The following is a 23,868-nucleotide window of genomic DNA, read 5'->3' as shown; positions in this document are numbered from 1 at the left end:
CCGGCTTGGCGAATTCTTCGGTCATCTTCATCTCCATGTTTTTTTCTTCTTCCAGCGCCGCTCGCTGCGCACGCCGTCTTCCTTCATGCCCAGATAGAACTCCTTGATGTCTTCCTTTTCCCGTAGCCGGGCACAGGTGTCTTCCATCACGATGCGCCCGTTTTCCAGCACGTAGCCGTAGTCGGAAGCGTTCAGGGCCATGTTGGCGTTTTGTTCGACCAGCAAGATGGTGGTACCGCGCTCGCGGTTGATGCGCACCACGATCTCGAAGATTTCCTTGGTCAGCTTGGGCGACAGGCCCAGGCTGGGCTCGTCGAGCAGGATCAGGTCCGGATTGGCCATCAGCGCCCGGGAAATGGCCAGCATCTGCTGCTGTCCGCCCGAGAGCAGGCCTGCATCCTGCATGGCGCGCTCCTTGAGGATGGGGAAGTACCGGTACACCGTTTCCATGTCGCGCGCCACGCCGTCGCGGTCCCTGCGTGTGTAGGCGCCCATGAGCAGGTTGTCATGCACGCTCAGCAGTGGAAACACCTCGCGGCCCTCCGGCACATGACTCAGGCCCTGCTGGACGATGTAGACCGGGTCCTGCGCCGTGATGTTGCCGCCCTTGAACTCGATCGAGCCTTTGCGTGGATCGATGATGCCGGAGATGGTTTTCAGAATGGTGGTTTTGCCGGCGCCGTTGGAGCCCAGCACGGTGGCAATTTCGCCGCGGCGCACCTGCAGGCTGACGCCGCGTATGGCCTTGATCGGGCCGTAGGCACTCTCCACGTTGAGCAGCTTGAGCATGGGCTGGTCGTTGACGGGCGGCGTTGCGGCGCTCATTGGGCACCCCCGCGCAGATCAGGTGCCTGGTACGGTCGGCGCAGCGAGGACACATCGTCGATGGAGCCGAGGTAGGCCTCGATCACGCCAGGGTCGTTCTGCACTTCGCGCGGGGTGCCCATGGCCAGGACCTCGCCCTGGTTCATGGCCAGCACACGGTCGGAGACCTTGGAGACCAGCGTCATGTCGTGCTCCACCATCAGCACGGTGATGCCCAGTTCGTTCTTGATGTCCTGGATCCAGAAGGCCATGTCGTCGGTTTCCTCCACATTGAGCCCCGAGGACGGTTCGTCGAGCAGCAGCAGTCTGGGTTCGGTGCACAGTGCCCGGGCCAGCTCCACCACCTTGCGCACGCCGTAGGGGAGGCCGGCGACAAATGAATCGCGGTGGTGCTGCAGGTCCAGCAGGTCAATGACCTGCTCGGCTTTTTCGCGCGCCTGCAGCTCGGCTGCGCGGGTTTTCCCGGTGAAAAATATTTCGCTCCAGAGACCCGTCTGCCGGTGCGTGTGCCTGCCGATCAGCAGGTTGTGCAGCACCGTGGCATGTTCAAACAGTTCGATGTTCTGGAAGGTGCGCGCAATGCCCAGCGCCGCAATCTTGTGGGGCGGCTGATCCGTCAGCTTCACGCGCATGTAGTCGATCTCGCCGGAGGTCGGTGTGTAGATGCGGCTGATCAGGTTGAACAAGGTGGTTTTACCCGCGCCGTTGGGTCCGATCAGCGTGAACACCTCGCCCTGCTTCACGTCGAAGCTGACGTTGTTGACGGCCAGCACGCCACCGAAACGGACGCTGAGGTTTCGTGCCGATAGCAGGGGCTGGTCGGCAGTTTGTTGGGTGTCGGTCATTTCAAGCGATCCGATTTCTGGTAGGTTTTTTGACGCTTGAACATGCCTTTGCGGTAGAACGGAAAGGTCTGCAGGTAGGTGCGTATCTTCAACCAGCGTCCATACAGCCCCAGCGGTTCAAACAGAACGAAGGCAATCAGCACCATGCCGTACACCACGCCTTGCAGGCCCGGCGCCTGTCCGATGGCCGCGGGGAGGTAGTCCTTGACCAGCGCAATGGCCTGCGGCATGGAGATCAGGAAGATGGCGCCCAGAAAAGCGCCGTGCACCGAGCCCAGGCCGCCCACCACGATCATCAGCAGCAGGTCGATCGACTGCAGGAGGTTGAACTGATCGGGCGAGATAAACTGCAGCTTGTGGGCATACAGCGCGCCCGCAATGCCGGCCAGCGCGGCAGACAGCGCAAACGACAGCGTCTTGTAGCGGGCCAGGTGAATGCCCATGCTTTGTGCCGAGATTTCCGAATCGCGGATGGCCACAAAGGCGCGGCCGGTCGGCGAGCGCAGCAGATTGAGAATGGCCAGCGTCGCGCCGATGGCGATCACCAGGCAGAGAAAGTAAAAGGCTTCCCCGCTACCCAGTTTCCAGCCAAACAGGTCGGGCGCCTTGATGTGGATACCGGCATTGCCGCCGGTGACGGATTCCCAGCGCGCAAATACTTCTTCGACGATGAAGCCGAACGACAGTGTGGCCATCCCCAGGTAAATGCCTTTGACGCGCAGTGCCGGCAGCCCCACGATCAGCCCGACTGCGGCGGACAGGCCCGCAGCGCAGGCCAATGCGATCGGGAAGGGCAGGCCGGCGTTCGTCAGGACCGCCTGCGTGTAGGCACCGACGCCGAGAAAGGCCGCGTGGCCCAACGAAAACAGACCGGTAAACCCGACCGCCAGCATCAGTCCGAGTCCGGCGACGGCGTAGATCAGGATGAAAGTCAACTGGGCCAAGTAGTACTCGGCAAACAGCCACGGTGCTGCGAGCAGCAGCAGCAACAGGACGCTGTACCAGAACACATGGCCGCCATGCTTGGCAAGATTGATGTCCTGCCCGTAGTCGGTCTTGAAGATAAATCTCATGTCTTTTGTTTTTCTGGTTGCAGTGAGCGACACGAAGTGAAAGCGTGGGGGTTCATACTTTCTTACGGAGTTTTTCGCCGAACAGGCCGTTGGGTTTGACCATCAGCATGATCAGCACCACCACATAGGGAGCAATGTCCTTGAAGCCGTCGGGCAGGTAAAAACCCGACAGCGACTCGACGATGCCGATGATCAGGCCGCCCACAATCGCGCCGGGCAGGCTGCCAAAACCGCCGACCACCGCCGCCGGAAAAGCCTTCAGGCCGATGAAGCCCATGTTGGCGTGCACATAAGTAATCGGTGCCAGCAGCAGGCCGGCGATGGCCGCCACGGCAGCAGCCAAGCCCCACACCAGGCCGTTGAGCCGCTTGACCGGAATGCCCATGTAATACGCAGCCAGCTGGTTTTGCGACGAGGCCTGCATGGCGATGCCCAGTTTGCTGTACTTGAAAAGTGCAAACAGCATCAGGCACAGCACGGCGGTGCTGCCGATGACGGCCATCTGCTCGACGTTGAGGATCAACGCACCTTGCGCGTTTGCGTCCCCGCCGATTTTCCAGATCATGTCCTTGTACGGCACGGGCAGGGTGTGGGTTTCGGTGCCTATGCCCGGGATCATGGTGATCAGGCCGCGCGCCGTGTAGCCGACGCCGATGGTCAGCATCACAATCGAAAACGCCGGCTGGCCGAGGATGGGCCGGATCACCAGCCGCTCCAGCAGCACGCCAAACAGCGCCATGCCGGCGATAGAGCTGAGTACCGCCAGCCAGAACGGAAAACCGAGCAGGGCCATACTGGCAAGCCCGCCAAACGCGCCCAGCATCATCAGCTCGCCTTGCGCGAAGCTCACGGTTTCGGTGGCCTTGTAGATGAGAACGAAACCCAGGGCAATGAGCCCGTAAATGCAGCCTTGCGCGATGCCGCTGATGATCAGTTGGAGTAATTGCACTTTGTCTCCAGAATTTTCTTTCTAACTGTCATTTGTTTGACGAGGCGGATTCTATCGTTGAAAAAGGAGGGCACAAGAAATTTGCCCCAGGGCTAACCCTTGGGTGATTCGATGCATGGCCCAGCGAAACCCGTAGCAGTCGTTCAAGGCCTGACATCGGCCTTGGCCGCAACGAAGTCAGGGCCCGGTGACGACAGCCGCACCGCTTGCCACCAGCGCCTCGATGTCGCTGGCCGAACAGCCGCTCTCGCGCAGCACGGCGGCGGTGTGCTCGCCCAGACGCGGCGCCGGCACCAGTTCGCCCACGTCGTGACCAACCCAGCGCGCGGGCACGCCGAAGGTGCGCAGGGGGCCTTCGCTCGGATGCTCTACATGGTGGAAGAAGCCGACGGCAGACAGGTGCGGGTCATCGAGCAGGGACTCCATGGTGTTCAGTGGCATGGCGGGCACGTCAATGCGTTCGAACAGCGCCAGCCAGTGCGCCGAGCTGCATTCGCGCAGCGTCTCGCCGAGAAAGCCATACACCTCGTCGATGTGCCGGGTGCGGCTCGCCAGATCGGCGAACCGCGGATCGGCCAGCAGGTCGTCGCGCTCGACGCTGCGCAGAAAACGCTGCCAGTGTCCGTCGTTGTAGACCAGCGCACAGATGTAGCCATCGCTGGTGGCGTACGGCCGCCGCCCCTGCGACAACAGCCTCACATAGCCGCAGCCGCCGCTGGGCGGCTCGAAGGTGTGCCCGTAAAGATGGTCGGAGAGCACGACGCTGGCCATGGTTTCGAACATCGGCACGTCGATGCGGCAGCCCCGCCCGGTTCGCTCGCGCGCGTACAGCGCCATCGCAACGCTGTGCGCGGCGTGCAGCCCCACCATCCGGTCGGCGATGGTCAGCGGCACGTAGCGCGGTTCGGGCAGTCCGGCACGGCGTTGCAGATCGGCGATCCCGACAGCTCCCTGGATCAGGTCGTCGTAGGCCGGCCGGCCCGCGTAGGGGCCGTCCTCGCCATAGCCGTACATGCCGCACCAGACGATGCGCGGGTTCAGCGCCGAGACGCTCTCGAAGTCCAGTCCGAGCCGCTCGATCGATGCCGGTCGCAGGTTGTGGATGAACACATCGGCATCCGCAATCAAACGCCGCATGGCCGCCAGGCCGCCCGGCTGCTTGAGATCGAGCACGACGCTGCGCTTGTTGCGGTTCAGGTGGAGGAACATCGGACCCATGCCAGCGTTGCGGCCGGGGCCGATGTGGCGCGTCGAATCGCCCTCGGGGGATTCGATCTTGATCACGTCCGCACCATGGTCACCGAAAATTTGTGTCGCATACGGCCCCATCAACACTGCGCTAAGGTCGATCACACGCACGCCAGCCAGTGGCCCTGCGGGCGCAGCCTTGTCTTGTTCGTTCGTCATCAGCTCCTCCGATCGATTTGAGGCTTCCTCAGCGTCATGTTGTGAGGAAAACCCGGTTGACGGCTGTGCATCCTACCGATATTCTCATACTTGAATGGGTATTCCGATATCAGAACAAGCAGGGGGCATCAATCCAATGAGCATGTCAATAGCCTCCCAGCGGGAACAAACGGGCGTTGCGCACCGCGACCGCGTGGATCAGACGCCGATGTCGGTGACACGCGTTCTGCAACTGCTGCGGCTGCTGGCCGACCAGCCCGGCGGCCTGGCGCTTGCGCCTTTGTGCGTTTCAATGAATGCGCCGAAGACCAGCGTGCTCTCGCTGTTACGGGGCCTCACGGCCCATGGCTACCTGCAACGCAGCGACGCGGTGTATCGATTGGGCCCCGAATCGTTCTCTCTCGGGGCTTCGCTGTTGTTGGCACGCTCGCTCGACATCGTGGCCATGCCGTTCCTGCGCGAAGCGGCAACGCGATCCGGCGAGACGGCCCTGATCGCCACGATCGACCGCACCGCTGGCCAACTCATCTACAGCCCGATCATCGAGAGCACGAGAACGATTCGATACGCCGTGCCGGCCGGAACGACGCGACCGCTGTTTGCCTCATCCGCCGGTCGCGTACTGCTCGCGTTCCAGGACGAGGCATGGCGCCGCGAATACCTGCAAAACGCCGACCTGCGTGCAATGACCGAGCACTCTGTCACCGACCGAAAGCAACTTGCGCGCATCATCGAACAGGTCCGGGTGGACGGCGTGGCCGTCACGATCGGCGAGGTGGCTCCCGACGTTGCGGGCTTTTCAGCCCCGATCTTCGAACCCGATGGGCGCGTGAACGCGGCGCTGATCGTCGCCGCGCCGCTTGAGCGCGGTCGCGCCGCGGCCGGTGACCTGCAGCGCCTGGTGGTGGAGTTGGCAGCCAATATCTCTCATGCGCTCGGATATCCGCGCGGGACAGGCATTATGAGAGATGGCAGCTCGTCACGTCCGAAAAACGAATCGAATCCGCCGCTTGCGGCATGACGAGGCGGTACAGAAGCGCGCAACGACTTGAAAAGGAGACTGAGCCCATGAACAACGAACTTCTCTACGAGGTGAGCGACGGCATCGCCGTCATCACCATCAACCGCCCAGAGCGCCGCAATGCACTGAGCCGGTCCGTGCGCGAAGGCTTTTTCGAGGTCTGGCGCCGCTTCGAAGCCGACGCCGATGCCCAGGTGGCCATCCTCACCGGAGCCGGCGACAACTTCTGCGCCGGCATGGATCTGGTCGAAGCGGCCGATACCCAACTGCGCATCCCACCGCCGGGCTTCATGGCCGTACTCGGCGACACCGTCGAAGTCACCAAGCCCGTCATCGCCGCGGTGCAGGGCTATGCCTATGCTGGCGGCTGGCTGCTGGCGCAGATGTGCGACCTGTGCGTAGCCGACGAGACCGCCAGGTTCGCCATCACCGAAGCCAAGGTCGGGCGGGGAATGCCGTGGGCTGCGCCGGTCATCCACATGCTTCCGCAGCGCATCCTGATGGAAGTAGCAATGACCGGCGACCCGCTGACGGCGCAGCGCGCCTACGAACTCGGTTACATCAACCGCCTGATGCCCAAGGGACAGGCGCTGCAAGGTGCCAAAGAGCTGGCCGCCAGACTCATGGCCAACGCGCCGCTGACGGTGCGCGCGGCCAAGGAAATGGTCCGCATGTCCACCGAAATGGGGCGGACCGCCGCGCTACGGGCCTCCAATCGCGCGTTCGACGCCGTCTATCTCAGCGAAGACGCGCTTGAGGGTCCGCGTTCGTTCCGCGAAAAGCGCAAGCCCCAGTGGAAGGGCCGTTGAAATGAGCGCTCTCACGGCTACACGCATTCCATCGTCGGCCACAGGCCTCCCCCCCCGCATCACGCAGGAACTGGCCGCGCGCAGCGCCGCCCTGTGTTATACCGATCTGCCCGAGGATGTGCGTCTGCGGGTCTGTCAGTGTCTGCTCGACTGGATCGGGGTGACGCTGGCTGGCGCGTGCGAGCCGCTGGTGCACATGCTTGCCGAAGAGGCGCGCGAGCAAGGCGGCCACGCCCAGGCCACGGTAGTTGGGCATGCCATGGCGACCTCGACCCGGCAGGCGGCATTGATCAACGGCGCTGCCTCGCACGCGCTCGATTACGACGACGTCAACATGGCCTGCACCGGCCATCCCTCGGTAGTCCTGATCCCGGCCTTGCTGGCCTTGGCCGAGTCGCGCGGCGTCAGCGGACGCGACTTCATGACCGCCTTCGCCGCAGGCTACGAAACGATGTGTCTGTTGGGGCTGGCTACCGGCGAGGCACAGTACGCCAAGGGTTTCCACACCACGGCCACGCTCGGTACGATCGGCGCGGCCGCAGCCTGCGCGCGCTTGCTGCAACTCGACGCCGACGACACCGCCACCGCGTTCGGCATCGCCAGCACGATGGCCGCCGGGCTGAAATCCATGTTTGGCACCATGTGCAAGCCCTTGCACGCCGGACGCGCCAGCGCAGACGGTCTGCAAGCGGCTCAGTTAGCCGCACGTGGTTTCACCAGCTGTGCCGATGCGATTGAATGTCCGCAAGGCTTCATGGCAACGCACGGCGGCAACGCATCACTGGAAACGGCCGTGCCCAACGGCGGTTGGCACCTGCGCCACAACCTGTTCAAGTTCCACGCTGCATGCTACGGAACCCATGCCGCCATCGAAGCTGCACGCCGCTTGCGCCTGCAACACGCACTGCGGCCTGAAGATGTCCGCTTCGTGACGGTGCGCGTCGGGGCCGCCAGTGAAGGCGTGTGCAACATCGCAGAGCCGCTCACCGGGCTCGAGGCCAAGTTCAGCCTGCGTCACACGGTGGCAATGGCGCTGGCCGGGGTCGACACCGCTGGCCTGGACAGCTTCAGTGACGACGCAGTGCACGCGCCCGATGTGGTGGCACTGCGCGAGCGCGTGACAGTCGAACTCGCGCCACAATGCCCGGGGCTGACGCTCGGCGAGGTGGTGATCGAGACCCATACCGGCACCATGCTGCGCCAGCGCCACGATAGCGGACGCCCGGCCAAGGACCTGCACGAACAGCAGCAGCGGCTGGAGGACAAGTTCCGTCGTCTGGTCGAGCCGGTGCTCGACGCGTCCGAGCGCGACGCGTTGATCGACATGGTGGCCCGGCTCGACACCCTGACCGATCTCTCGCCGCTTGCAGGCATGCTGGCCCGCCGGGCGTGCGCCCGCCTGCTCTGAAGATACCGCCCGCCAGCGCCCGCATGTCCACAATGGCTTTCAGAAGATAGCTCGGCCAGTCCTGTCCGACGAGCAGGTGCTTTTCCCGTGTCGATCATCGACCCGTCATTGGTTTTTGCTTGGATTGCGCTCGATGCGCCCCAGCAGCCGCTGCAGCATGGCAATCGTCTCGCCGCGCTCGCGCTGCTGAGGGTGGTGGCCCACTGCCGGTAGCGCGGTCACCTCAAGCGGCATCCGTCCGTTCTGGAACAAAGAAACCGCGCTGGGGCGCCAGCCGTATTCATCGTCACTGCCGAACAGCGCCGCCACCGGGCAGCGCACCGCGGCAATCTCGGCACTCATGTCCCATTGCAAGGCGCTTGGGCTGGCCCAGGGCTCGTACCAGCCCCAGAACATGGTATCGGTGTTGTCGCCATGGTGGCGTTTGAGCTTGTCGCGCAGCCCTTCGTGTTCGAAGGCGCGGCGCGCGCCGGACATGGCGTTGACCATGAACTGATCGAGCGCGATGGTCGGTGAGCAGGCGAGCACGCCGCACACCAGTTCGGGATGTGCCGCCGCCGCAAGCACCGACATGGCTCCGCCGTCGCTATGGCCGAACATCAGCGTCTGGCGGATGCCGAAGTGGCACAGCACCTCGCCCAACACGGGGCCGGCTTCCTCGCGCCGGTAACTCGGCTCACGTCCGCCGACCAGACGCTCGGAGCGCCCGTAACCAAAACGGTCGTAGGCCAGCACAGGCCAGCCGCTGGCCTCGGCCAGTGCCTGCGGCAGGTCTTTCCAGGTGGTGATGCAGTCCAGCCCGCCGTGCATCATGACGATGGTCGGGCGTCCGGCACCGATCTCGCCCCAGGTGGCTGCGGCGAGCCGATGGCCGCCCGCGAACAGTTCGTGTTTTTTCATCATGTCAATCGGTCCCTTTGTTGCGCACTGCAGAGGCCCGGCATGCGTTATTGATCCGGCCCTTTGATGTATCAACTTCCGTTCAGGCTGAGCTTGTCGAAGCCCTTCGACAAGCTCAGGGCGAGCGGTTCAAGCTTCACCTGGCCGGATCAATAGTCTGGGCCGGCCACAGCCTACAGGTCAGCCTGTCCGGTCAGCAGTTGGCGCGCGATGGTGCGGCGTTGGATCTCGCCGGTGCCGTCGGGGATGCGCATCACGCGCGCGAAGCGGTAGCCGTCTTCCAGCCGCAGTTCGTTGGTCAGGCCCATGCCGCCGTGGATCTGGATGCTGCGGTCCATGACGCGCCCGAGCATCTCGGTCGAGAACGCCTTGACCATGCTGACCTGCGCGGTCGAGGCCTGGCCGCTGTCGAGGCGCCAGGCGCAGTTCTGGATCATGGCCTTGGCAGCGTAGATGTCCATGGCGCTGTCGGCCAGCATGAACTGGATCGCCTGGTGCTCGGCGATCGGTACGCCGAAGGTCTTGCGCACCTTGGCGTATTCAAGTGCCTGGTCCAGCGCCCATCGCGCCAGCCCCAGGCACGAGGCGGCCATGCCCATGCGCCCGGCATTGACGCCGTCCATCGCCACCGCCAGACCGCGCCCGACTTCGCCGAGCCGGTACTCGTCGCGCACACGCACGCCGTCAAGCACGATCACCCCAGTGTCACCGCCCAAGTGGCCCATGGTGTTGATGACGCGTGGCACGGAAAAGCCGGGCGCGCGCGTGTCAACGAAGAAGCCGGTGACGCCGCCCTTGTGGCGCGCCGCAGCCTCGGGGTCGGTCAGCGCAAACACCATCGCGTAATCGGCGTAAGGCGAGTTGGTGATCCACTGCTTGGTGCCGGTGAGCACCCATTCGTCGCCATCACGCACGGCGCGGGTCTTCATGCCGAACGCGTCCGAACCGGCGTCGGGCTCGCTCAGGCCGAAGCACAGGGTCTTGTCGCCGCTGGCGATGCCGTCGCGGTAGCGGGCAAGCACCTCGGGGTTCAGGTGCCGCAGCACCGGCGATAGGCCATTGGTAAAGGGCGATGGCAGCACGACCGTCTGGGCCAGCGGCTGAGCGGGACCGACGCGGTGGTTGAGGGCCTCCTGCACATGGACCATGGCCTGCGCGCCCAGCCCACCGCCGCCCAGTTTCTCGTCGCCGAACAGGGTGTAAAAGCCGAGTTCGGCCGAGCGCTTGCGCACCTGCTGGCGCAGCGCCAGCACCTCCGGGACGTAGCGGCCGCTGGCGTCGAACAGGGTGCGTTCGCTGCCCAGCAGGTCGTGATGGCGCTCCTGCAGCGGCAGCACTTCACGCTCGACGAAGCGCAACACGGCCTCGGCAATCGCCACGGTGTCGGGATCGAGGGTGAAGTCCATGCGGGCTACCTCGACACTACAACAACCGGAACTTCGGCAGCGTGACCTCGTCGGTTACATCGTCATAGTGAACCGTCACGCGCTGGCCGATGCGCACCGCCTCCACATCGTCGGTGACGATATTGCTCATCATGCGCGCGCCTTCGTCGAGGTCGATCACCGCCACCACATAGGGCGCGTCGGCCTTGAAGGCCGGGCCGGCCGGCCGGCGCGCGATGGTGTAGCTGTAAATGGTGCCCGTGCCGCGAGCATCGACCCAATCGACGGCGTCCGAGTGGCAGTGCGGGCACAAGGCGCGCGGATAGAAATGGTGCTTGCCGCAGTCATGGCATCGCTTGAGGGTAAGACGGTGTTGTTTCAGGGCGTCCCAATAGGGGCGGCTCTCGCCATCGATGACGGGCAGGGGTTTGTCGTACATGGTGTTCACTGCGTAGAGAGGATGCAAGTGGCACCGCTGGAGAGCGTGCCGCCGGTGCCGTGGACCAGCGCGGTCACGGCGTCCTGAATCTGGCGCGGGCCGCATTCGCCACGCAGCTGGCGCACCGCTTCGATCAGCAGGAAGATGCCATACATGCCGGGGTGCGCGTAGGACAGTCCGCCGCCGTTGGTGTTGAGAGGAAACGCCCCGCCCGGCGCGGTGCGCTGGTTGGACACAAAGGCGCCCCCCTCGCCACGCTGGCAAAAGCCCAGGGCTTCGAGCGTCAGCAGCACGGTGATGGTGAACGAGTCGTAGACCTCGACCACGTCGATGGCATCGTGCCCGATGCCGGCCATGGCGAAGGCGTCGCGGCCGGCCACCTCGGCGGCCGTCAGGCGCGCCAGATCCGGCATGGCGGCAATGGTCCAGTGCGTGTGCGATTCGCCGTAGCCGCGCACGTACACCGGTTTGCGCCCGAGCGCCTTGGCGTGCTCTGCCGTGGTCATGACGACCGCGCCACCGCCATCGGTCACCAGGCAGGCGTCGAGCAGGTGCAGTGGGTCGGAGATCATCGGGCTTTTCAGCACGTCGTCGATCGACATCGGATCGCGCATCGTCGCGGCCGGGTTGAGCTGGGCCCATTTGCGCGTGGCCACGGCAATCTCGGCCAGTTGCTCCGACGTGGTGCCGTACTCGTGCATGTGGCGCATCGCCGCCATCGCGTAGCCGCCCACGGGTGTCGGCATGCCCCAGGGCGTTTCGTACTGCATGGTCAGCACCGAAGGCCGACCGGCCAGGTTGCGACTCATCTCGCTGCGCTGCAGGCTGCCGTAGGTGATCAGCGCCACCTCACAGCGGCCGGCCTCGATGGCGGTGGCGGCGTGCGCCACATGGGCCTCGAAAGCCGAGCCGCCGATGTTGGTGCCATCGACGAAGCGCGGGGTGATGCCCAGATACTCCGACAGCGTCACGGTAGGCAACTGGCCCGGACCGGGAACGCCCCACAGGCCGGCGGTCAGCAAACCATCGACCTCGCGCATGGGAATGCCGGCATCCTTGAGCGCATCGCGCGCGACCAGCGCCTGAACCTGCAAGACCGACATCGGCGTGAGGGCCTTGCCGTCCTTCAGCGGCAAGTCGGCGACGCCGACGATCACTGCTTCTCGTTTTTTCATTGTGCTATTACTCCTTGGCTGGACTGTGGGTTGCCTTGCATGTGTAGCGCGCTGACTTGTTCAGGTCAGCGACTTTGGGTTGGCCTGAGGCAGAAAGGTAATGGTTTCGGTGAAGTCAGCGATGGTCTCGCCACGCTGATTGATCACCAGGTGCTGCAACTCCATCAGGGTATAGCCGCGCGAGGTCTTGGGGAGCAGTCGGGCCTCCCCTTCGACATGAATGGTGTCGCCTGGAAACAGCGCACCACGCAGGCGCGCCTGCACACCGGTCATGCCACCGAAAGGGCCCACCTCGCGACCTTCCAGCACCTGCATGATGATGCCTGGCACATAGGTAGCCAGCAGCCCCATGCCGAGCGAGATGACCATGGGGCCAGGCGCGAAACGGCTGCGATGTGATCCGGTCATGTTCTCCCGGATGTATTCCATGTCGATAAAAAATGGTTCATGCAATCCCACCACATTGACGAAGGTGACGATGTCCGTTTCGGTGATGGTTCGGCAGTGGGTCTTGAACCGAAGTTCTTCGGCGCGCTCAGTGTTCATGCAATGATCCTGGAAACGGCCGTTGAACGCGCTTGGCCAGTGCCGCGGCGTTCTTTGCTGGCCCCGAATTCAATGCCATCACCGGGGCCAGACGCTGAGCGTCAACGGCGGCTTGATCACACCAGGCTGACATGACCGTCAAGCCCCGCCGTGCGCGGACTTGACGGCCGCGCGGTCGATGCTATCGGCACTTGCCTTGGGCAGTTCCGATACAAACACCACATGCTTGGGTTTTTTGTAGCGCGCGATGCGACCGCCCACAAACTCGATCAATTCTTCAGCACTCAAAGTGTGCCCCGCTTTCAGCACACAGACGGCCTTGACCGCCTCGCCCCACTGAACGTCGGGCACACCGAACACCACCGCCTGCGCCAGCGCCGGGTGTTCAAGAATGGCCCGCTCGACTTCAGCTGGATAGACGTTCTCGCCGCCCGGCTTGATCAACTCCTTGGCCGGTGAGCGCCCGCTGTACCAGAGGTAGCCATCGGCATCGATGCGCCCCATGTCGCCGGTATGGTGCCAGCCCTTGCGCAACGTGAAGGCGTTGTCTTCGTTGCGGCCCCAGTAGCCCAGAAACACCATCGGGCCGCGCACCACGATCTCGCCGGTGGCGCCGATTGGCAGCGGGCGGTCCAGATCATCCAGCACCGCGACCGTGTTCAACAGGGTGGGACGACCGGCACTGCCGGGGCGCTCGTCAAAGGGCGCCTGGGTGACCGAGCCCGAGGTCTCGGTCTGGCCGTAGGCACTCCAGAAAGTCGCGCGGGGACAGCTCGTGCGCAGGCGCGCGATGGTTTCGGGCGCATCGATCCCCGACACCACGCGCAGGTTTGCGAGTTGCGAGCCCTGGGCCGCGGCAGCGTCCAGCAGTGCGCCGAGCATGGGCGGAAAGGTGCCGATCAGGCTGCCACCGTCCTCGTCGATATGTTTGACCAGGCTGGGCGGATCAAAACGTGTCAGCAGCAGCGTCGCCCCGCCCGCCTGCTGCGTGGCCAGCATGAAGCCGATGGCGGCGACGTGAAACAGCGGCAAGACCCCCAAATTGATATCCTGCGGCATCAGGTGCCAGGCCAGTTGCGTCTGCATGCCAGCAGCGAGCAGGCCGCCATGCGAGAGCAGTGCGCCGCGCGGCCTCCCACCCACGGCAGCGGTGTGGATGATGACGAACCCGCTGTCGTCGGCCACGTCTGGCAGCTCCGCCGCTGGCGCATGGGGCTCCAGATACAGCGTGCCGATGGATTGCCACGGGGCCTGTGCCGCGCCCAGCGTGTAGCGCAGCGTGTCGTCCAGGCCCTGTTGCGGCAGCAGTGCCTTGAATTCGTCGGCCACGATCAGTACACGGGGTGACACATCCTCGATGACATGGGCCACTTCTTCGGCCGACAGCCGCCAGTTGATCGGCACCACCATCGCGCCCAGATGCGCGCTGGCACCGAACAAATCGGCGTATTCCAGGCAGTTGGGGGCCAGTATCGCCAGCCGGTCACCCGCACGCACGCCAGCCGCGGCCAAACCGGCCGCCAGCCGCGCCGTGCGCTCGGCGTACTGGGCGTGCGTTACCCGCTGATCGCCAAACAAAAAAGCCGTTTTCGATGCGTGCAAGCGCGCGTTGCGCGCGATCAGATCGTGCAGCGTAAAAGATCGCAAACTCATGGCATGCTCCTGGTTCAGTTTCCACCCGCCGGGGCGTGCGTCGGCGGCATCACTTCGTGCAGAAAATCCACCACACTGGCGGCGAAGGCGTCATTGGCATCTCCGGCGATCATGTGGCCAGCACCCTTCAGGTCGACAAAGCGCGCCCGCGGCAGGGTTTGCACCAGGGCACGCGCATCTTCTTCGGATATGACGTCGCTGCGCTGACCACGCAGCAGCAGCGTGGGCGCCTGCAGCCCGCGCAAGGCCCGCTCATAGCCGTCCGGGTCGCGGCGGTGATTGTGGTTGGCTTCGCTCATCAGGCGTGGGTCCCAATGCCACACCCAGCGGCCTTGCGCATTGAGGCGCAGGTTTTTCTTCAGCCCCTCGATGGGGCCTTCCATGGGGCGGCCACGGTAGGCTGCAATATGCAGCGCGGCCTCTTCGAGTGTTGCGAATCCATCGGGCTGCGCCCGCATGAAACGCACGATGCGCTCGACACCGGCTTCTTCCATGCGCGGCGCAATGTCCACCAGCACCAGCGCGTTGATCGGTGGCGCGTCGGCGCGACCGACCGCGGCCATGCTGATGAGGCCGCCGAGGGATGCCCCCACCACGGCCAGCGGCGTCCCCAGTTCGCGCCAGATGCGGCACATGCGCTCGGCCAGGACCTCAATCCGGTAATCGCCATCGGTCGCCCAGGCACTGTCACCATGCCCCGGCAGATCCAGGGCGACCGTACGCCAGCCAGCATCGCCAAGGGTCTGCGCGGCGCGGCCCCAGGCATGGCGCGTTTGCCCCCCGCCGTGCAGCAGCAACACCGTCGGCGCACCCACCGGCCCATAAACGTCGGCGACAAGAACGCCACCGTCCAAGCCGGAGAACTCTCGTCGCTCGAAAATATTCATGCAAGAACCTTCCGTGGCCGAACGCTGCCAACCTGCAGCGAAGTCTTCCATGGATGAAATCTCATCGGGGAAGGCATGAAAGATCGCAGATTCATGTTTTTAAGGCTCCGGGGTTACGGACCAAGGCGTCTTGCTTCCTGGTCCCGATACGCAGACGACATCACCTACTGGTCATTTGCTGGTCATCGTTAATAGACGCCTGGAACGATCTTCCTGGTGCGCTTTTGGTAGTCAACATAGTCCCTCCCCAAGGCTTTCTGGAGTCCTTTTTCCTCGAAGTGGATGCCGACCAGAACGTACAAGGACATTCCGATCGAAAACACCAGGTGGCTCACGCTCATGACAGGCGCGGCCCAGAAGGCAATCAGGATTCCCAGCATCATCGGATGGCGAATTGACCGGTAGAAAAGTCGCTCGGTAAACCTCAGGTCGGTGTAAGTCCGCCGGACGTAGTGCAGCCAGACCTGGCGCAGACCGAAGAGATCAAAATGGTCGGTCAGGAAGGTGGAGATGAAAATCAATAGCCATCCCAGCGCAAAGAGCGCCCATACGGCTGCGCGCGCCGCCGGATTTTCCACGGACCACACCGTGCCTTCGATAGGTCGCCACCAGAACATCAGCAACGCCAGCACGATGGCGGAGGTCAGCACGTAAGTCGCGCGTTCAATGGTGTGCGGAATCACGCGCGCCATGAAAGACTTGAAGCCGGCTCGCGCCATCACGCTGTGCTGAATGCCGAACAACAGCATCACCCCGATGTCGATCAGCAGGGCCTTGCTGAAACCGGCCGACGCCGGATGGCTGACGGATTGGGGCACGAACACATCACCGACAAAGCCCATGAAATAGACAAACACAAGGAGGAAAGCCAGATAACTGGCCGCCCCATAAATCAGGAATAAAACTCTCATGTGCCTGGCTCTATTCACAGCAAGGTTATTAAAAATTCGTTGCCGTTCAGCGGACTTCATCCTCGGGGTCCGATGTCAGGCACCCGGCCGGACATCGGATTCGAAATCGGCGCGGACGCCCAGCTTCCGCCCCCAGTCGGGAAACGAGGGATAGGCCTCGCGCCACGCGGCGATCAGATCGCCGCGCGGCAGATCGACATAGGCGCCACGGTCATGCACATACTCCATGTGACGCCGGCCGCTGGCGTCGAATTCATGAAAAACCGAATCGGCGCTGCCGTCGAACTCCAGCGGCCGAATGCCGGCTTTCTCGCACAGGGAGCGGTTGAAGGCGGGCGTGGCCTTGATCCATTGGCCATCGAGCCACAGCTCGGTGTAGCCGTGAAAGACGAACAGATCGGTGCCCATCATGTCGTACAGCCTCTGGCTGGTCAGATGGTTGCGCACGTCGGCAAAGCCGAGCCGCGATGGCACGCCCAACACGCGTGCAGCGGCGGCAAGCAGCGCCGCCTTGGGCACGCAGAAACCGCGGCCCGCCGCTATCACATGGCTGGCCTTGAGGCCGTCGATGCTGGTGTCGAAGTGGTAGGGGTCATAGAGAAACTCGTCGCGCACGGCATAGTAGAGCTTGAGCGCGATGTCATGCGGCGTCGTCGCGGCGCCGGCAACCCGGCGCGCGAACGATATCACCGCGGGATGGTCGCTGTCGACATAACGGCCAGGCGCGAGACAGTTCGACAGGTCGTTCGCATTCGTGGTTTGTGCCGGCGTGTTCATGTCCCGATCATCCCTGCGCATCTTCGCCCAGACACTTGGGTGCCTGCGACAGCGTAAAACCGTTGAATGCCTTTGAGCGCTCGTGCGCTATCAGCTTCCAGGTCGGTCTGGCATTGGGCACGCCGCCATCGACCCGAATGCATGAGCCGGTGATGAAGGCCGCCGCCTCGCTCAGCAGGAACACGATCGCCGCCGACACCTCGGACTCGGTGCCATAGCGCTGCAGCGGCACCTTGGTCTTCAGGCTGCGCAGCTCGGCCTGCATCTCGGCGCTGTAAGTGTCAAAGCCGCTGCTGGCCACCCAGCCCGGCGCCACGGCATTGACGCGCACACCCGACTGCGACCATTCGCAGGCTGCCGTCTCGGTGAAAGACAGCATGCCCGCGCGCGCCGCGCCGCTGTGCGCCATGGTCGGCATGCCCCCCCAGATGTCGGCGATGATGTTGACGATGGCGCCGCCGTTGGCCTCCATGCTTTGCACATAGACTTCACGCGCGACCAGGAAGCCGCCGGTCAGGTTGTTGCGCACCACCGCGTCCCAGCCCTTGAGCGTGATGTCGCGCACCGGCTGCGGGTACTGGCCGCCGGCGTTGTTGACCAGTCCGTTGATGACGCCATGGCGTGCGATCACCTCGGCGACCATGGCTTTCACGCCGGCTTCGTCGCGAATATCGCAGGGATGGATGCTGGCCTGGCCGCCCGCGGCGGTGATCTCGGCCTGCACCTGCTCGAGCTTCTCGACGCGGCGCCCGACCAGCGCGACGGCCGCGCCCAGATTCGCCAGCTCATGGGCGGTGCAGCGGCCAATGCCGCTGCCGCCGCCGGTGACGATCACCGTCTGGCCAGCGAAGAGTCCCGGACGGAATACGGATTGATAGACCGATTGATTCATGGGTGCATTTCCTTGATGGTTTCATGCGTCAAGCATGAAGTTGCAATGGCCGAGTGCGATCGGCTTGTCGGGACTCGACTGCCAGGCCTCGATGCGCAGGTTGGCCACGCGCCGTCCCAGCTTGACCATCACGACATTGGCAAAGGTGTCGCGCGGCTGACCGGTACGCAGGTAGTCAATGTTGAAGTCGATCGTCTTCGGCAGGGTCTTCGTATCCATTTTCCAAAGCAGATAGAACAAGCCAGCACATTCCAGAAAACCACCGGTTGCGCCGCCGTGCAAGGCGGGCAGAACAGGGTTGCCAATCAGCTTTTTCTCGAAAGGCAGGATGCAGGTGAACTCGTCACCCTTGATGTCGATGCGCAGATCCAGGAAGTTGGCGTACGGAATGGATTGCACCATCGGGCCCAAATCACCGGACGCCCTGCAGCTTGTCAAGAGGTCGGCAAACTTCATCGGGGACGCTCCTCGTTTTGAATCACAGTGGATCCGCTGGTGAACATGTAGATACCTACCGCGGTGGCGATCGGATCGTCCGGTGACTCGTGGTAGGCGCAGCCGCGGACGAAGGCCAGATCCGGCGTCAGCTTGTAGCAGACCGCGCCGCCCAGCACCGCTTTATCGGGGGTGGCTGGCCTGAGGTAGTCAATACGCAGATCCAGCGTAGCCATCGGCCGAAACTGAGGCATCTTCACAAAGATCGAGAACCCGAAGGCAGCATCCAGCAAGGCGGTGATGACGCCACCGTGCAGCACCCGCGTGTTCGGGTCGCCAACCAGGCCGTCCTTGTAGTCCACCTTCAGCACACACCAGTCCGGCCGCACGGAGTGTGGCAACAGCCCGAGCTCCCGGTTGTACGGGGACACGTCCGCAAACTTCCGCCAGCGCTGGGCGAATTCCTCTTCAGGACTCATCGTTTCTGCCATCAAAAAATTCCTCTCATTCAAATTTGAACCGTCGGCTGATCTGACCGCTGGATGGGTGCCCAGCGCAGCACGCCAGCGTCTTCGCTGGACCTGACATGACCGTCACTTTCGAGCCACAGCAGATGCGCCAGCGTCTCTCCCATCGCCAGGAACCTGTGCAGTGCCTCGGACTGTTTTCCGTAACTCGCTTCGCCAAGCTCCACGGCACTCATGCCTTCACGCAAGCCTTCCTTGAAGCGCCGCAGCGCCCGCTGGTGGTGCGCCACCAGCCCGTGCGCGCGCGCTTCACCTGCGTGGTAAGCATGGTGATGCGCCGGCAACACATGTTCGATGGGCAAGCCCGCGATCGCCCGCAAGCTGTCGATGTAGCGTGGCAGCGGATGGGTCTCGCCGTACGGCCAGACCCCGACATTGGGCGTGATGCGCTCAAGCAGCTGGTCCCCGGTGAGCAGCAGTTTCAAGGCTGGCTCGTACAAGCAGATTTGCGCGATGCTGTGGCCGCCCAGCACCAGCACGTCAAAACCGAAGTCGCCAATTTGCAGCCGCTGCCCGTTTTCCAGACTGCTGCCGGGCGGGGGTTCGTCGCAACCCAGGTTTTCATGCAACACGCCACTGACGATCTCCTCGGCCTCGCCCAGTGACAAGCCGTGACGCAGCATGAAGTCGATGCCCTGGCGGCGTGAGGTTTCATCCAGCATGCGGGTTGCACGCGCCACCTCGCGTTCCTCGGGACGCATCAGGATCTTCGCTCCGGTGCTCTGCTCCAGCCACGCGGCCAGCCCGAGGTGGTCGGGGTGGTGGTGCGAGACGATGATGCGCGTCAGGCCACCCACCAGCGGCCCCGCCAGGGCACGCAGCCACAAGGCCCGCGCCGCTTCGCAGTCGGCGCCGGTATCGAACAGGCACCAGCCTTCACCGTCGCGAATCAGGTAGATGTTGACGTGGTCGATGCCGTAGTCCACCGGCAGGGTGAACATCAGGATGCCGGGCAGGATTTCCTTGAGCGGCAGCTCGACCGGCAAGTCCATGGCTGGGGTGGGGGACGAGGTGCTCATGATCACAGGCGTTTGGCCACTTCTTCGAGCATCACTTCGGTGGCGCCGCCGCCGATGGCCTGGACACGGGCGTCGCGCACCATGCGCTCGATTGCGGCCTCGCGCATATAGCCGAAGCCGCCATGGAACTGCTGGCAGTCATAGACCACGTCGTTGAGCAGCTCGCCGCACAGCGCCTTGACCATCGACACTTCCTTGACGCATTCGCGCCCCTGTGCGTCCAGCCAGGCGGCGTGGTAGACCAATTGGCGCGCGGCCTCGACCTGCGCCGCACGCATGGCCAGGCGCTGGCGGATCGCCTGCTTGTCCCACAGTGTGGCGCCGAAGGCTTTGCGCTCGCGCACGTAGGCCAGCGTCAGCTCGATCGCGCGCGCGGCCTCGCCCATCATCTGCGCGCCCAGCACCATGCGCTCGTTCTGGAAGTTGCGCATGATCTGGTAGAAGCCCTTGTTCTCCTCGCCCAGCAGGTTGGCCGCCGGCACGCGGCAGTTCTCGAACACCAGCTCGGCGGTGTCGCTGCACAGCCAGCCGCTCTTGTTGAGTGCGCGGCCGACGCGAAAACCCGGCGTGCCCTTCTCGACGATGAAGATCGAGATGCCGCGCGAGCCCTTGGCCGTCGGGTCGGTCTTGGCGGCGACGAAATACACGTCGCCATGCACGCCGTTGGTGATGAACATCTTGCTGCCGTTGATGACCCAGTGGTCGCCGTCGCGCAGCGCGCGGGTGCGTATGCCGGCCACGTCGGAGCCGGCATCGGGCTCGGTCACCGCCACGGCGCAGATCTTCTCGCCGCGGATGATGGGCGGCAGGTAGCGCTGCAACTGCTCGGGCGTGCCGAAGTTGGCCAGGTGCGGCGAGGCCATGTCGGTATGCACCATCACCGTCACCGCGAAACCGCCGAAACTCGAACGCCCCAGTTCTTCAGCCAGGATCGCGCTGTACACCGTGTCGAGGTTCGAACCCCCGTAGGTCTCGGCGTAGCGCACGCCCAGGTAGCCAAGCTCCCCCATTTGGCGCAGCACCGCGCGCGGCACCATGCCGCTGTCTTCCCAGGATGCCGCCTGTGGCACCACCTCCTGCTCGACGAAGCGGCGCAGGTTGTCGCGGAACTGCCGGTGTTGCTCATCAAAGTAGATCGGTTCGTTCATTTCGTTTTTCCTCAGTTGTCCTCAATGTCCATGACCACCAGCACATCGCCACCGCGCACCGCATCGCCGCTGCGGCAGCGCAGCTCGCTGACCCGGCCCGCGGCGGGCGCGCTGATCGTGTGCACCATCTTCATGGCTTCCATTTGCACCAGCGTATCGCCCGCATTCACCGTCATGCCCACGCTGGCTTGCACTTGCGTCACCAGGCCGGGCATGGGCGCGAGCAGGCGGCTGCCACCCCGCTCGTCCGCGGCCGCCGCGCCGGTGAGCGCGCGCTGCCAGCGGTCGAGCCGGCGCCAGGTGCGCGTGCGGCCGGCGCCGGCCAGCCACAGACGTTCGCCCTCGCTGGCGTGCCGTTCCAGCGCCACCGTGAAGCGGGTCGTCACGCCCTTGTGCCGCAATTCCAGGGTGTCTGCGACCAGCGTCGCCGCAACCACCCGTTCCAGCTCGCCGACGCGTACGCGCCAGCCTTCGCCCTGCGGCGACACGCTGGCCTCGTGCACGCAGCGCTGCCCGTCTTCGAGCAGCACCCGCGTGCCGCCAGCGCCGCTGCCGGGCACGCGCCAGGTCCCGAGCGATTGCCAGGCCGAGCGCCCGGCCGCAGCTGCCTGCGTGGCCAGCACGCCGTGCAGCGCGGCAGCGGCGATGGCCAGCCCGTCGTCTTCGCGCGGCTGCCAGCCTGCGGGGAAAGCACGCGCGATGTAGTGCGTACTGAGCCTTTGCGCAAAGTGCTCGTGGCGCAGCAGATCGGCCAGGAAACCGAGGTTGCTGTGCACGCCGAGCAGCACCGTGTCGTCCAGTGCGGTGGCGAGCCGTCGCGCGGCGGTCGGCCGGTCATCGGCATGGGCAATCACCTTGAGCAGCATCGAGTCGTAATACGGGGTGACCCGGCTGCCGGTGCGCACACCGCTGTCAACCCGCACGCCCTCGCCGCGCGGCTCGCGGTAGCCGACCACGGTGCCGATCTCGGGCGCGAAATCGGCCGCTGGATTTTCCGCGCATACGCGCACCTCGATCGCGCAGCCGCGCTGCGACAGCGCTGACTGACTGAAGCCGAGCGCTTCACCGGCGGCCACCCGCAACTGCCATTCGACCAGATCGATGCCGCAGGTCAGCTCGGTCACCGGGTGCTCGACCTGCAGCCGGGTGTTCATTTCCAGAAAGAATGTGTCGCCGCTGCGGCTGTCATGAATGAATTCGATGGTGCCGGTGCTGTCGTAGCCGATGGCACGCCCCATCGTCAGCGCGTGGGCAAACAGGGCCTCGCGCACCGCCGGCGACAGGTGCGGCGCCGGCGCTTCCTCGATCACTTTCTGGTGCTTGCGCTGGATCGAGCATTCGCGCTCGAACAGGTGCACCAAATGCCCGTGCTGGTCGCCCAGCAACTGCACTTCGAGGTGGCGCGGCTCGTCCAGGTAGCGCTCCAGCAGCACACGGTCATCACCGAACGACGCCTGGGCCTCGCGCCGCACGGTGTCCAGCGCGGCCGTGAATTCACCCGCGCTGCGCACCACCCGCATGCCCTTGCCGCCGCCCCCGGCCGAGGCCTTGATCAGCACCGGATAGCCCACATCAGCCGCCGCCGCCTGCAAGACCGCGCTGTCCTGATCGTCAGCGTGGTAGCCCGGCACCACCGGCACGCCGTGTTCCATCGCAATGCGTTTGGATTCGATCTTCGACCCCATGCGCCGGATCGCCTCGCGCGAGGGGCCGACGAAAATGAGCCCGGCCGCTTCGCAGGCATCGATCAGGGCCAGGCTTTCCGACAGGAAGCCGTAGCCTGGATGGATGGCTTGCGCACCGGCGGCACGCGCCGCGGCCACGATCGCCGCGGCATCCAGGTAGCTGCGCGCGGCCTCAGGCGGGCCAATGCGCACGGCGGTATCACACTGGGCCACGTGCAGCGCTTCGCGGTCAGCGTCGGCGTACACCGCCACGGTTCGCAAGCCCATGCGGCGCGCGGTGCGTGCGATGCGGCAGGCAATCTCGCCGCGGTTGGCAATCAGCAGCGTGTCAAACATAGTCATTTTGACCTCAGACCTGCCGCCACGCAGGCAGGCGCTTGCCGAAGAAGGCGGCGATGCCTTCGCGCCCTTCTTCGGTTTCCCAGGCATCGGCCAGCTTGTCGGCGGCGTAGATCATGTTGGTGTCCAGGTCATGCGAATGCACGTAGGCGATCAGCTTCTTGGTGGCCGCCACCGCGCCGGGCGCGCACTGCAGCAGGTCGGCGAGTTCGCGCTCGATGGCGGCGTCGAGCTGGTCCGCCGCCACCACCTCGGACAGCAGGCCCAGGCGCTGCGCCTCGGCCGCCCCCATGCGGCGCGCCGTCAGGAAGGTGCGCCGTGCGTTGGCCTCGCCCATGCGCGCCACCACATAGGGCGCGATGTTGGCCGGCAGCAGGCCCAGGCGGACCTCGGTCAGCGAATAGACGCCGGTATCGACCGCGATGGCCATGTCGCACACCGAGATCATGCCGACGCCGCCGCCATAGGCGGGGCCGTTGATGCGGCCGATGACTGGCATCGGCAGGTCATTCAGTGCCCGCAGCATCAGCGCCAGATCGCCGCTTTCGCTGACGCGCTCGGCCCGGCTCTTCGTCATGTTGTCCTGCATCCAGCCGAGGTCGCCGCCCGCGCAAAAGGTCTTGCCGGCGCCGGTGAGCACCAGCGCGCGCACGCCCTCGGCGGCGCCCAGCCATTCGACCGCACGGCGCAGCTCGCCGATCAGGGTGGCGTTCAGCGCGTTGTGGGTGTCGGGGCGGTTCAGCGTGAGGCGGGCCACGCCGCGCGCATCGACGGCAAGTTGCAGGGTTTCGTAGACGGGTGTGTTCATGGGAC

The 23,868-nt window shown here is 64.6% G+C and carries 24 protein-coding genes; 3 read left to right on the top strand and 21 right to left on the bottom strand.

The genetic code is table 11. From position 1 onward, the window contains the following. Positions 1–27: 27 nt before the first annotated feature. The 5 genes from AC1Q5S_RS01310 to AC1Q5S_RS01290 form a co-directional block, all read right to left on the bottom strand. On the bottom strand, positions 28–825 hold the full coding sequence (locus AC1Q5S_RS01310; protein ID WP_060983761.1) for an ABC transporter ATP-binding protein: 798 nt from the start codon (positions 823–825) through the stop codon (positions 28–30). Continuing rightward, on the bottom strand, positions 822–1,670 hold the full coding sequence (locus AC1Q5S_RS01305) for an ABC transporter ATP-binding protein (RefSeq protein WP_060983760.1): 849 nt from the start codon (positions 1,668–1,670) through the stop codon (positions 822–824). Before AC1Q5S_RS01305 ends, AC1Q5S_RS01310 begins: the two co-directional genes overlap by 4 nt. Then, positions 1,667–2,743 (bottom strand): branched-chain amino acid ABC transporter permease, encoded by a 1,077-nt coding sequence (locus tag AC1Q5S_RS01300; RefSeq protein ID WP_060983759.1) that lies wholly within the window; start codon positions 2,741–2,743, stop codon positions 1,667–1,669. Before AC1Q5S_RS01300 ends, AC1Q5S_RS01305 begins: the two co-directional genes overlap by 4 nt. 52 nt (positions 2,744–2,795) lie before the next feature. Further along, positions 2,796–3,692 carry a branched-chain amino acid ABC transporter permease gene (locus tag AC1Q5S_RS01295; protein WP_060983758.1) on the bottom strand — a complete coding sequence of 299 codons (897 nt, stop codon included), beginning with the start codon at positions 3,690–3,692 and terminating at the stop codon, positions 2,796–2,798. Positions 3,693–3,869: 177 nt separating this feature from the next. Then, positions 3,870–5,099 (bottom strand): CaiB/BaiF CoA transferase family protein, encoded by a 1,230-nt coding sequence (locus AC1Q5S_RS01290; protein WP_060983757.1) that lies wholly within the window; start codon positions 5,097–5,099, stop codon positions 3,870–3,872. A 94-nt stretch (positions 5,100–5,193) separates the two neighbouring features. On the opposite strand from AC1Q5S_RS01290, the gene AC1Q5S_RS01285 reads away from it, so the two are divergent. Genes AC1Q5S_RS01285 through AC1Q5S_RS01275 form a run of 3 tightly spaced genes read left to right on the top strand, consistent with a single transcriptional unit; the run spans position 5,194 to position 8,337 of the window. Continuing rightward, complete coding sequence (locus AC1Q5S_RS01285; protein WP_492238230.1) at positions 5,194–6,120, top strand: IclR family transcriptional regulator; 927 nt, start codon at positions 5,194–5,196, stop codon at positions 6,118–6,120. Between the two features lie 47 nt (positions 6,121–6,167). Continuing rightward, positions 6,168–6,929 carry an enoyl-CoA hydratase-related protein gene (locus AC1Q5S_RS01280; RefSeq protein ID WP_060983756.1) on the top strand — a complete coding sequence of 254 codons (762 nt, stop codon included), beginning with the start codon at positions 6,168–6,170 and terminating at the stop codon, positions 6,927–6,929. A gap of 1 nt (position 6,930) precedes the next feature. Beyond that, on the top strand, positions 6,931–8,337 hold the full coding sequence (locus AC1Q5S_RS01275) for an MmgE/PrpD family protein (RefSeq protein WP_060983755.1): 1,407 nt from the start codon (positions 6,931–6,933) through the stop codon (positions 8,335–8,337). A 105-nt stretch (positions 8,338–8,442) separates the two neighbouring features. On the opposite strand, the gene AC1Q5S_RS01270 is transcribed toward AC1Q5S_RS01275, so the two are convergent. The 16 genes from AC1Q5S_RS01270 to AC1Q5S_RS01195 all read right to left on the bottom strand — a co-directional run bounded on the left by AC1Q5S_RS01270 (position 8,443) and on the right by AC1Q5S_RS01195 (position 23,863). Next, positions 8,443–9,240: an alpha/beta fold hydrolase gene (locus AC1Q5S_RS01270; RefSeq protein WP_066697328.1), complete on the bottom strand. Its 798-nt coding sequence runs from the start codon at positions 9,238–9,240 to the stop codon at positions 8,443–8,445. 170 nt (positions 9,241–9,410) lie between these two features. Beyond that, positions 9,411–10,643: an acyl-CoA dehydrogenase family protein gene (locus AC1Q5S_RS01265; protein ID WP_066697331.1), complete on the bottom strand. Its 1,233-nt coding sequence runs from the start codon at positions 10,641–10,643 to the stop codon at positions 9,411–9,413. 16 nt (positions 10,644–10,659) lie between these two features. Further along, the gene (locus tag AC1Q5S_RS01260; protein ID WP_060983768.1) at positions 10,660–11,061 is read right to left on the bottom strand and encodes a Zn-ribbon domain-containing OB-fold protein; all 402 of its coding nucleotides are present in this window, start codon (positions 11,059–11,061) and stop codon (positions 10,660–10,662) included. Between the two features lie 5 nt (positions 11,062–11,066). Then, positions 11,067–12,236 (bottom strand): acetyl-CoA acetyltransferase, encoded by a 1,170-nt coding sequence (locus tag AC1Q5S_RS01255; RefSeq protein ID WP_060983752.1) that lies wholly within the window; start codon positions 12,234–12,236, stop codon positions 11,067–11,069. A 60-nt stretch (positions 12,237–12,296) separates the two neighbouring features. Continuing rightward, positions 12,297–12,782 carry a MaoC family dehydratase gene (locus tag AC1Q5S_RS01250; RefSeq protein WP_060983751.1) on the bottom strand — a complete coding sequence of 162 codons (486 nt, stop codon included), beginning with the start codon at positions 12,780–12,782 and terminating at the stop codon, positions 12,297–12,299. Positions 12,783–12,920: 138 nt separating this feature from the next. After that, positions 12,921–14,435: an AMP-binding protein gene (locus AC1Q5S_RS01245; RefSeq protein ID WP_060983750.1), complete on the bottom strand. Its 1,515-nt coding sequence runs from the start codon at positions 14,433–14,435 to the stop codon at positions 12,921–12,923. Between the two features lie 14 nt (positions 14,436–14,449). Further along, positions 14,450–15,322 (bottom strand): alpha/beta fold hydrolase, encoded by an 873-nt coding sequence (locus AC1Q5S_RS01240; RefSeq protein ID WP_060983767.1) that lies wholly within the window; start codon positions 15,320–15,322, stop codon positions 14,450–14,452. A 188-nt stretch (positions 15,323–15,510) separates the two neighbouring features. Next, complete coding sequence (gene mddA, locus AC1Q5S_RS01235; protein ID WP_060983749.1) at positions 15,511–16,233, bottom strand: methanethiol S-methyltransferase; 723 nt, start codon at positions 16,231–16,233, stop codon at positions 15,511–15,513. 75 nt (positions 16,234–16,308) lie between these two features. Continuing rightward, on the bottom strand, positions 16,309–17,010 hold the full coding sequence (locus AC1Q5S_RS01230) for a transglutaminase-like domain-containing protein (protein WP_060983748.1): 702 nt from the start codon (positions 17,008–17,010) through the stop codon (positions 16,309–16,311). A 7-nt stretch (positions 17,011–17,017) separates the two neighbouring features. Beyond that, positions 17,018–17,902, bottom strand: coding sequence for an SDR family oxidoreductase (locus AC1Q5S_RS01225; protein ID WP_060983747.1), 885 nt, complete (start codon positions 17,900–17,902; stop codon positions 17,018–17,020). 21 nt (positions 17,903–17,923) lie between these two features. Then, a complete protein-coding gene (locus tag AC1Q5S_RS01220) occupies positions 17,924–18,358 on the bottom strand; it encodes a PaaI family thioesterase (protein WP_060983746.1) in 435 nt (144 codons plus the stop codon). Beyond that, on the bottom strand, positions 18,355–18,828 hold the full coding sequence (locus AC1Q5S_RS01215; protein ID WP_060983745.1) for a PaaI family thioesterase: 474 nt from the start codon (positions 18,826–18,828) through the stop codon (positions 18,355–18,357). Before AC1Q5S_RS01215 ends, AC1Q5S_RS01220 begins: the two co-directional genes overlap by 4 nt. Positions 18,829–18,845: 17 nt before the next feature. Beyond that, entirely contained in the window at positions 18,846–19,883 is a 1,038-nt protein-coding gene (locus AC1Q5S_RS01210; RefSeq protein ID WP_060983766.1) for an MBL fold metallo-hydrolase, read from the bottom strand. Between the two features lie 2 nt (positions 19,884–19,885). Continuing rightward, positions 19,886–21,031, bottom strand: coding sequence for an acyl-CoA dehydrogenase family protein (locus AC1Q5S_RS01205; protein WP_060983744.1), 1,146 nt, complete (start codon positions 21,029–21,031; stop codon positions 19,886–19,888). Positions 21,032–21,042: 11 nt separating this feature from the next. Continuing rightward, positions 21,043–23,052, bottom strand: a complete 2,010-nt coding sequence (locus tag AC1Q5S_RS01200; protein WP_067512340.1) for an ATP-binding protein — start codon at positions 23,050–23,052, stop codon at positions 21,043–21,045. A gap of 13 nt (positions 23,053–23,065) precedes the next feature. Then, positions 23,066–23,863 carry a crotonase/enoyl-CoA hydratase family protein gene (locus AC1Q5S_RS01195; protein WP_060987575.1) on the bottom strand — a complete coding sequence of 266 codons (798 nt, stop codon included), beginning with the start codon at positions 23,861–23,863 and terminating at the stop codon, positions 23,066–23,068. Positions 23,864–23,868: the final 5 nt, after the last annotated feature.

It is taken from the genome of Acidovorax sp. GW835-FHT14B10 (genome assembly GCF_058793725.1).
Note: the sequence above shows the minus strand (reverse complement) of the source record. Positions and strands in the feature narration are given on the sequence as shown.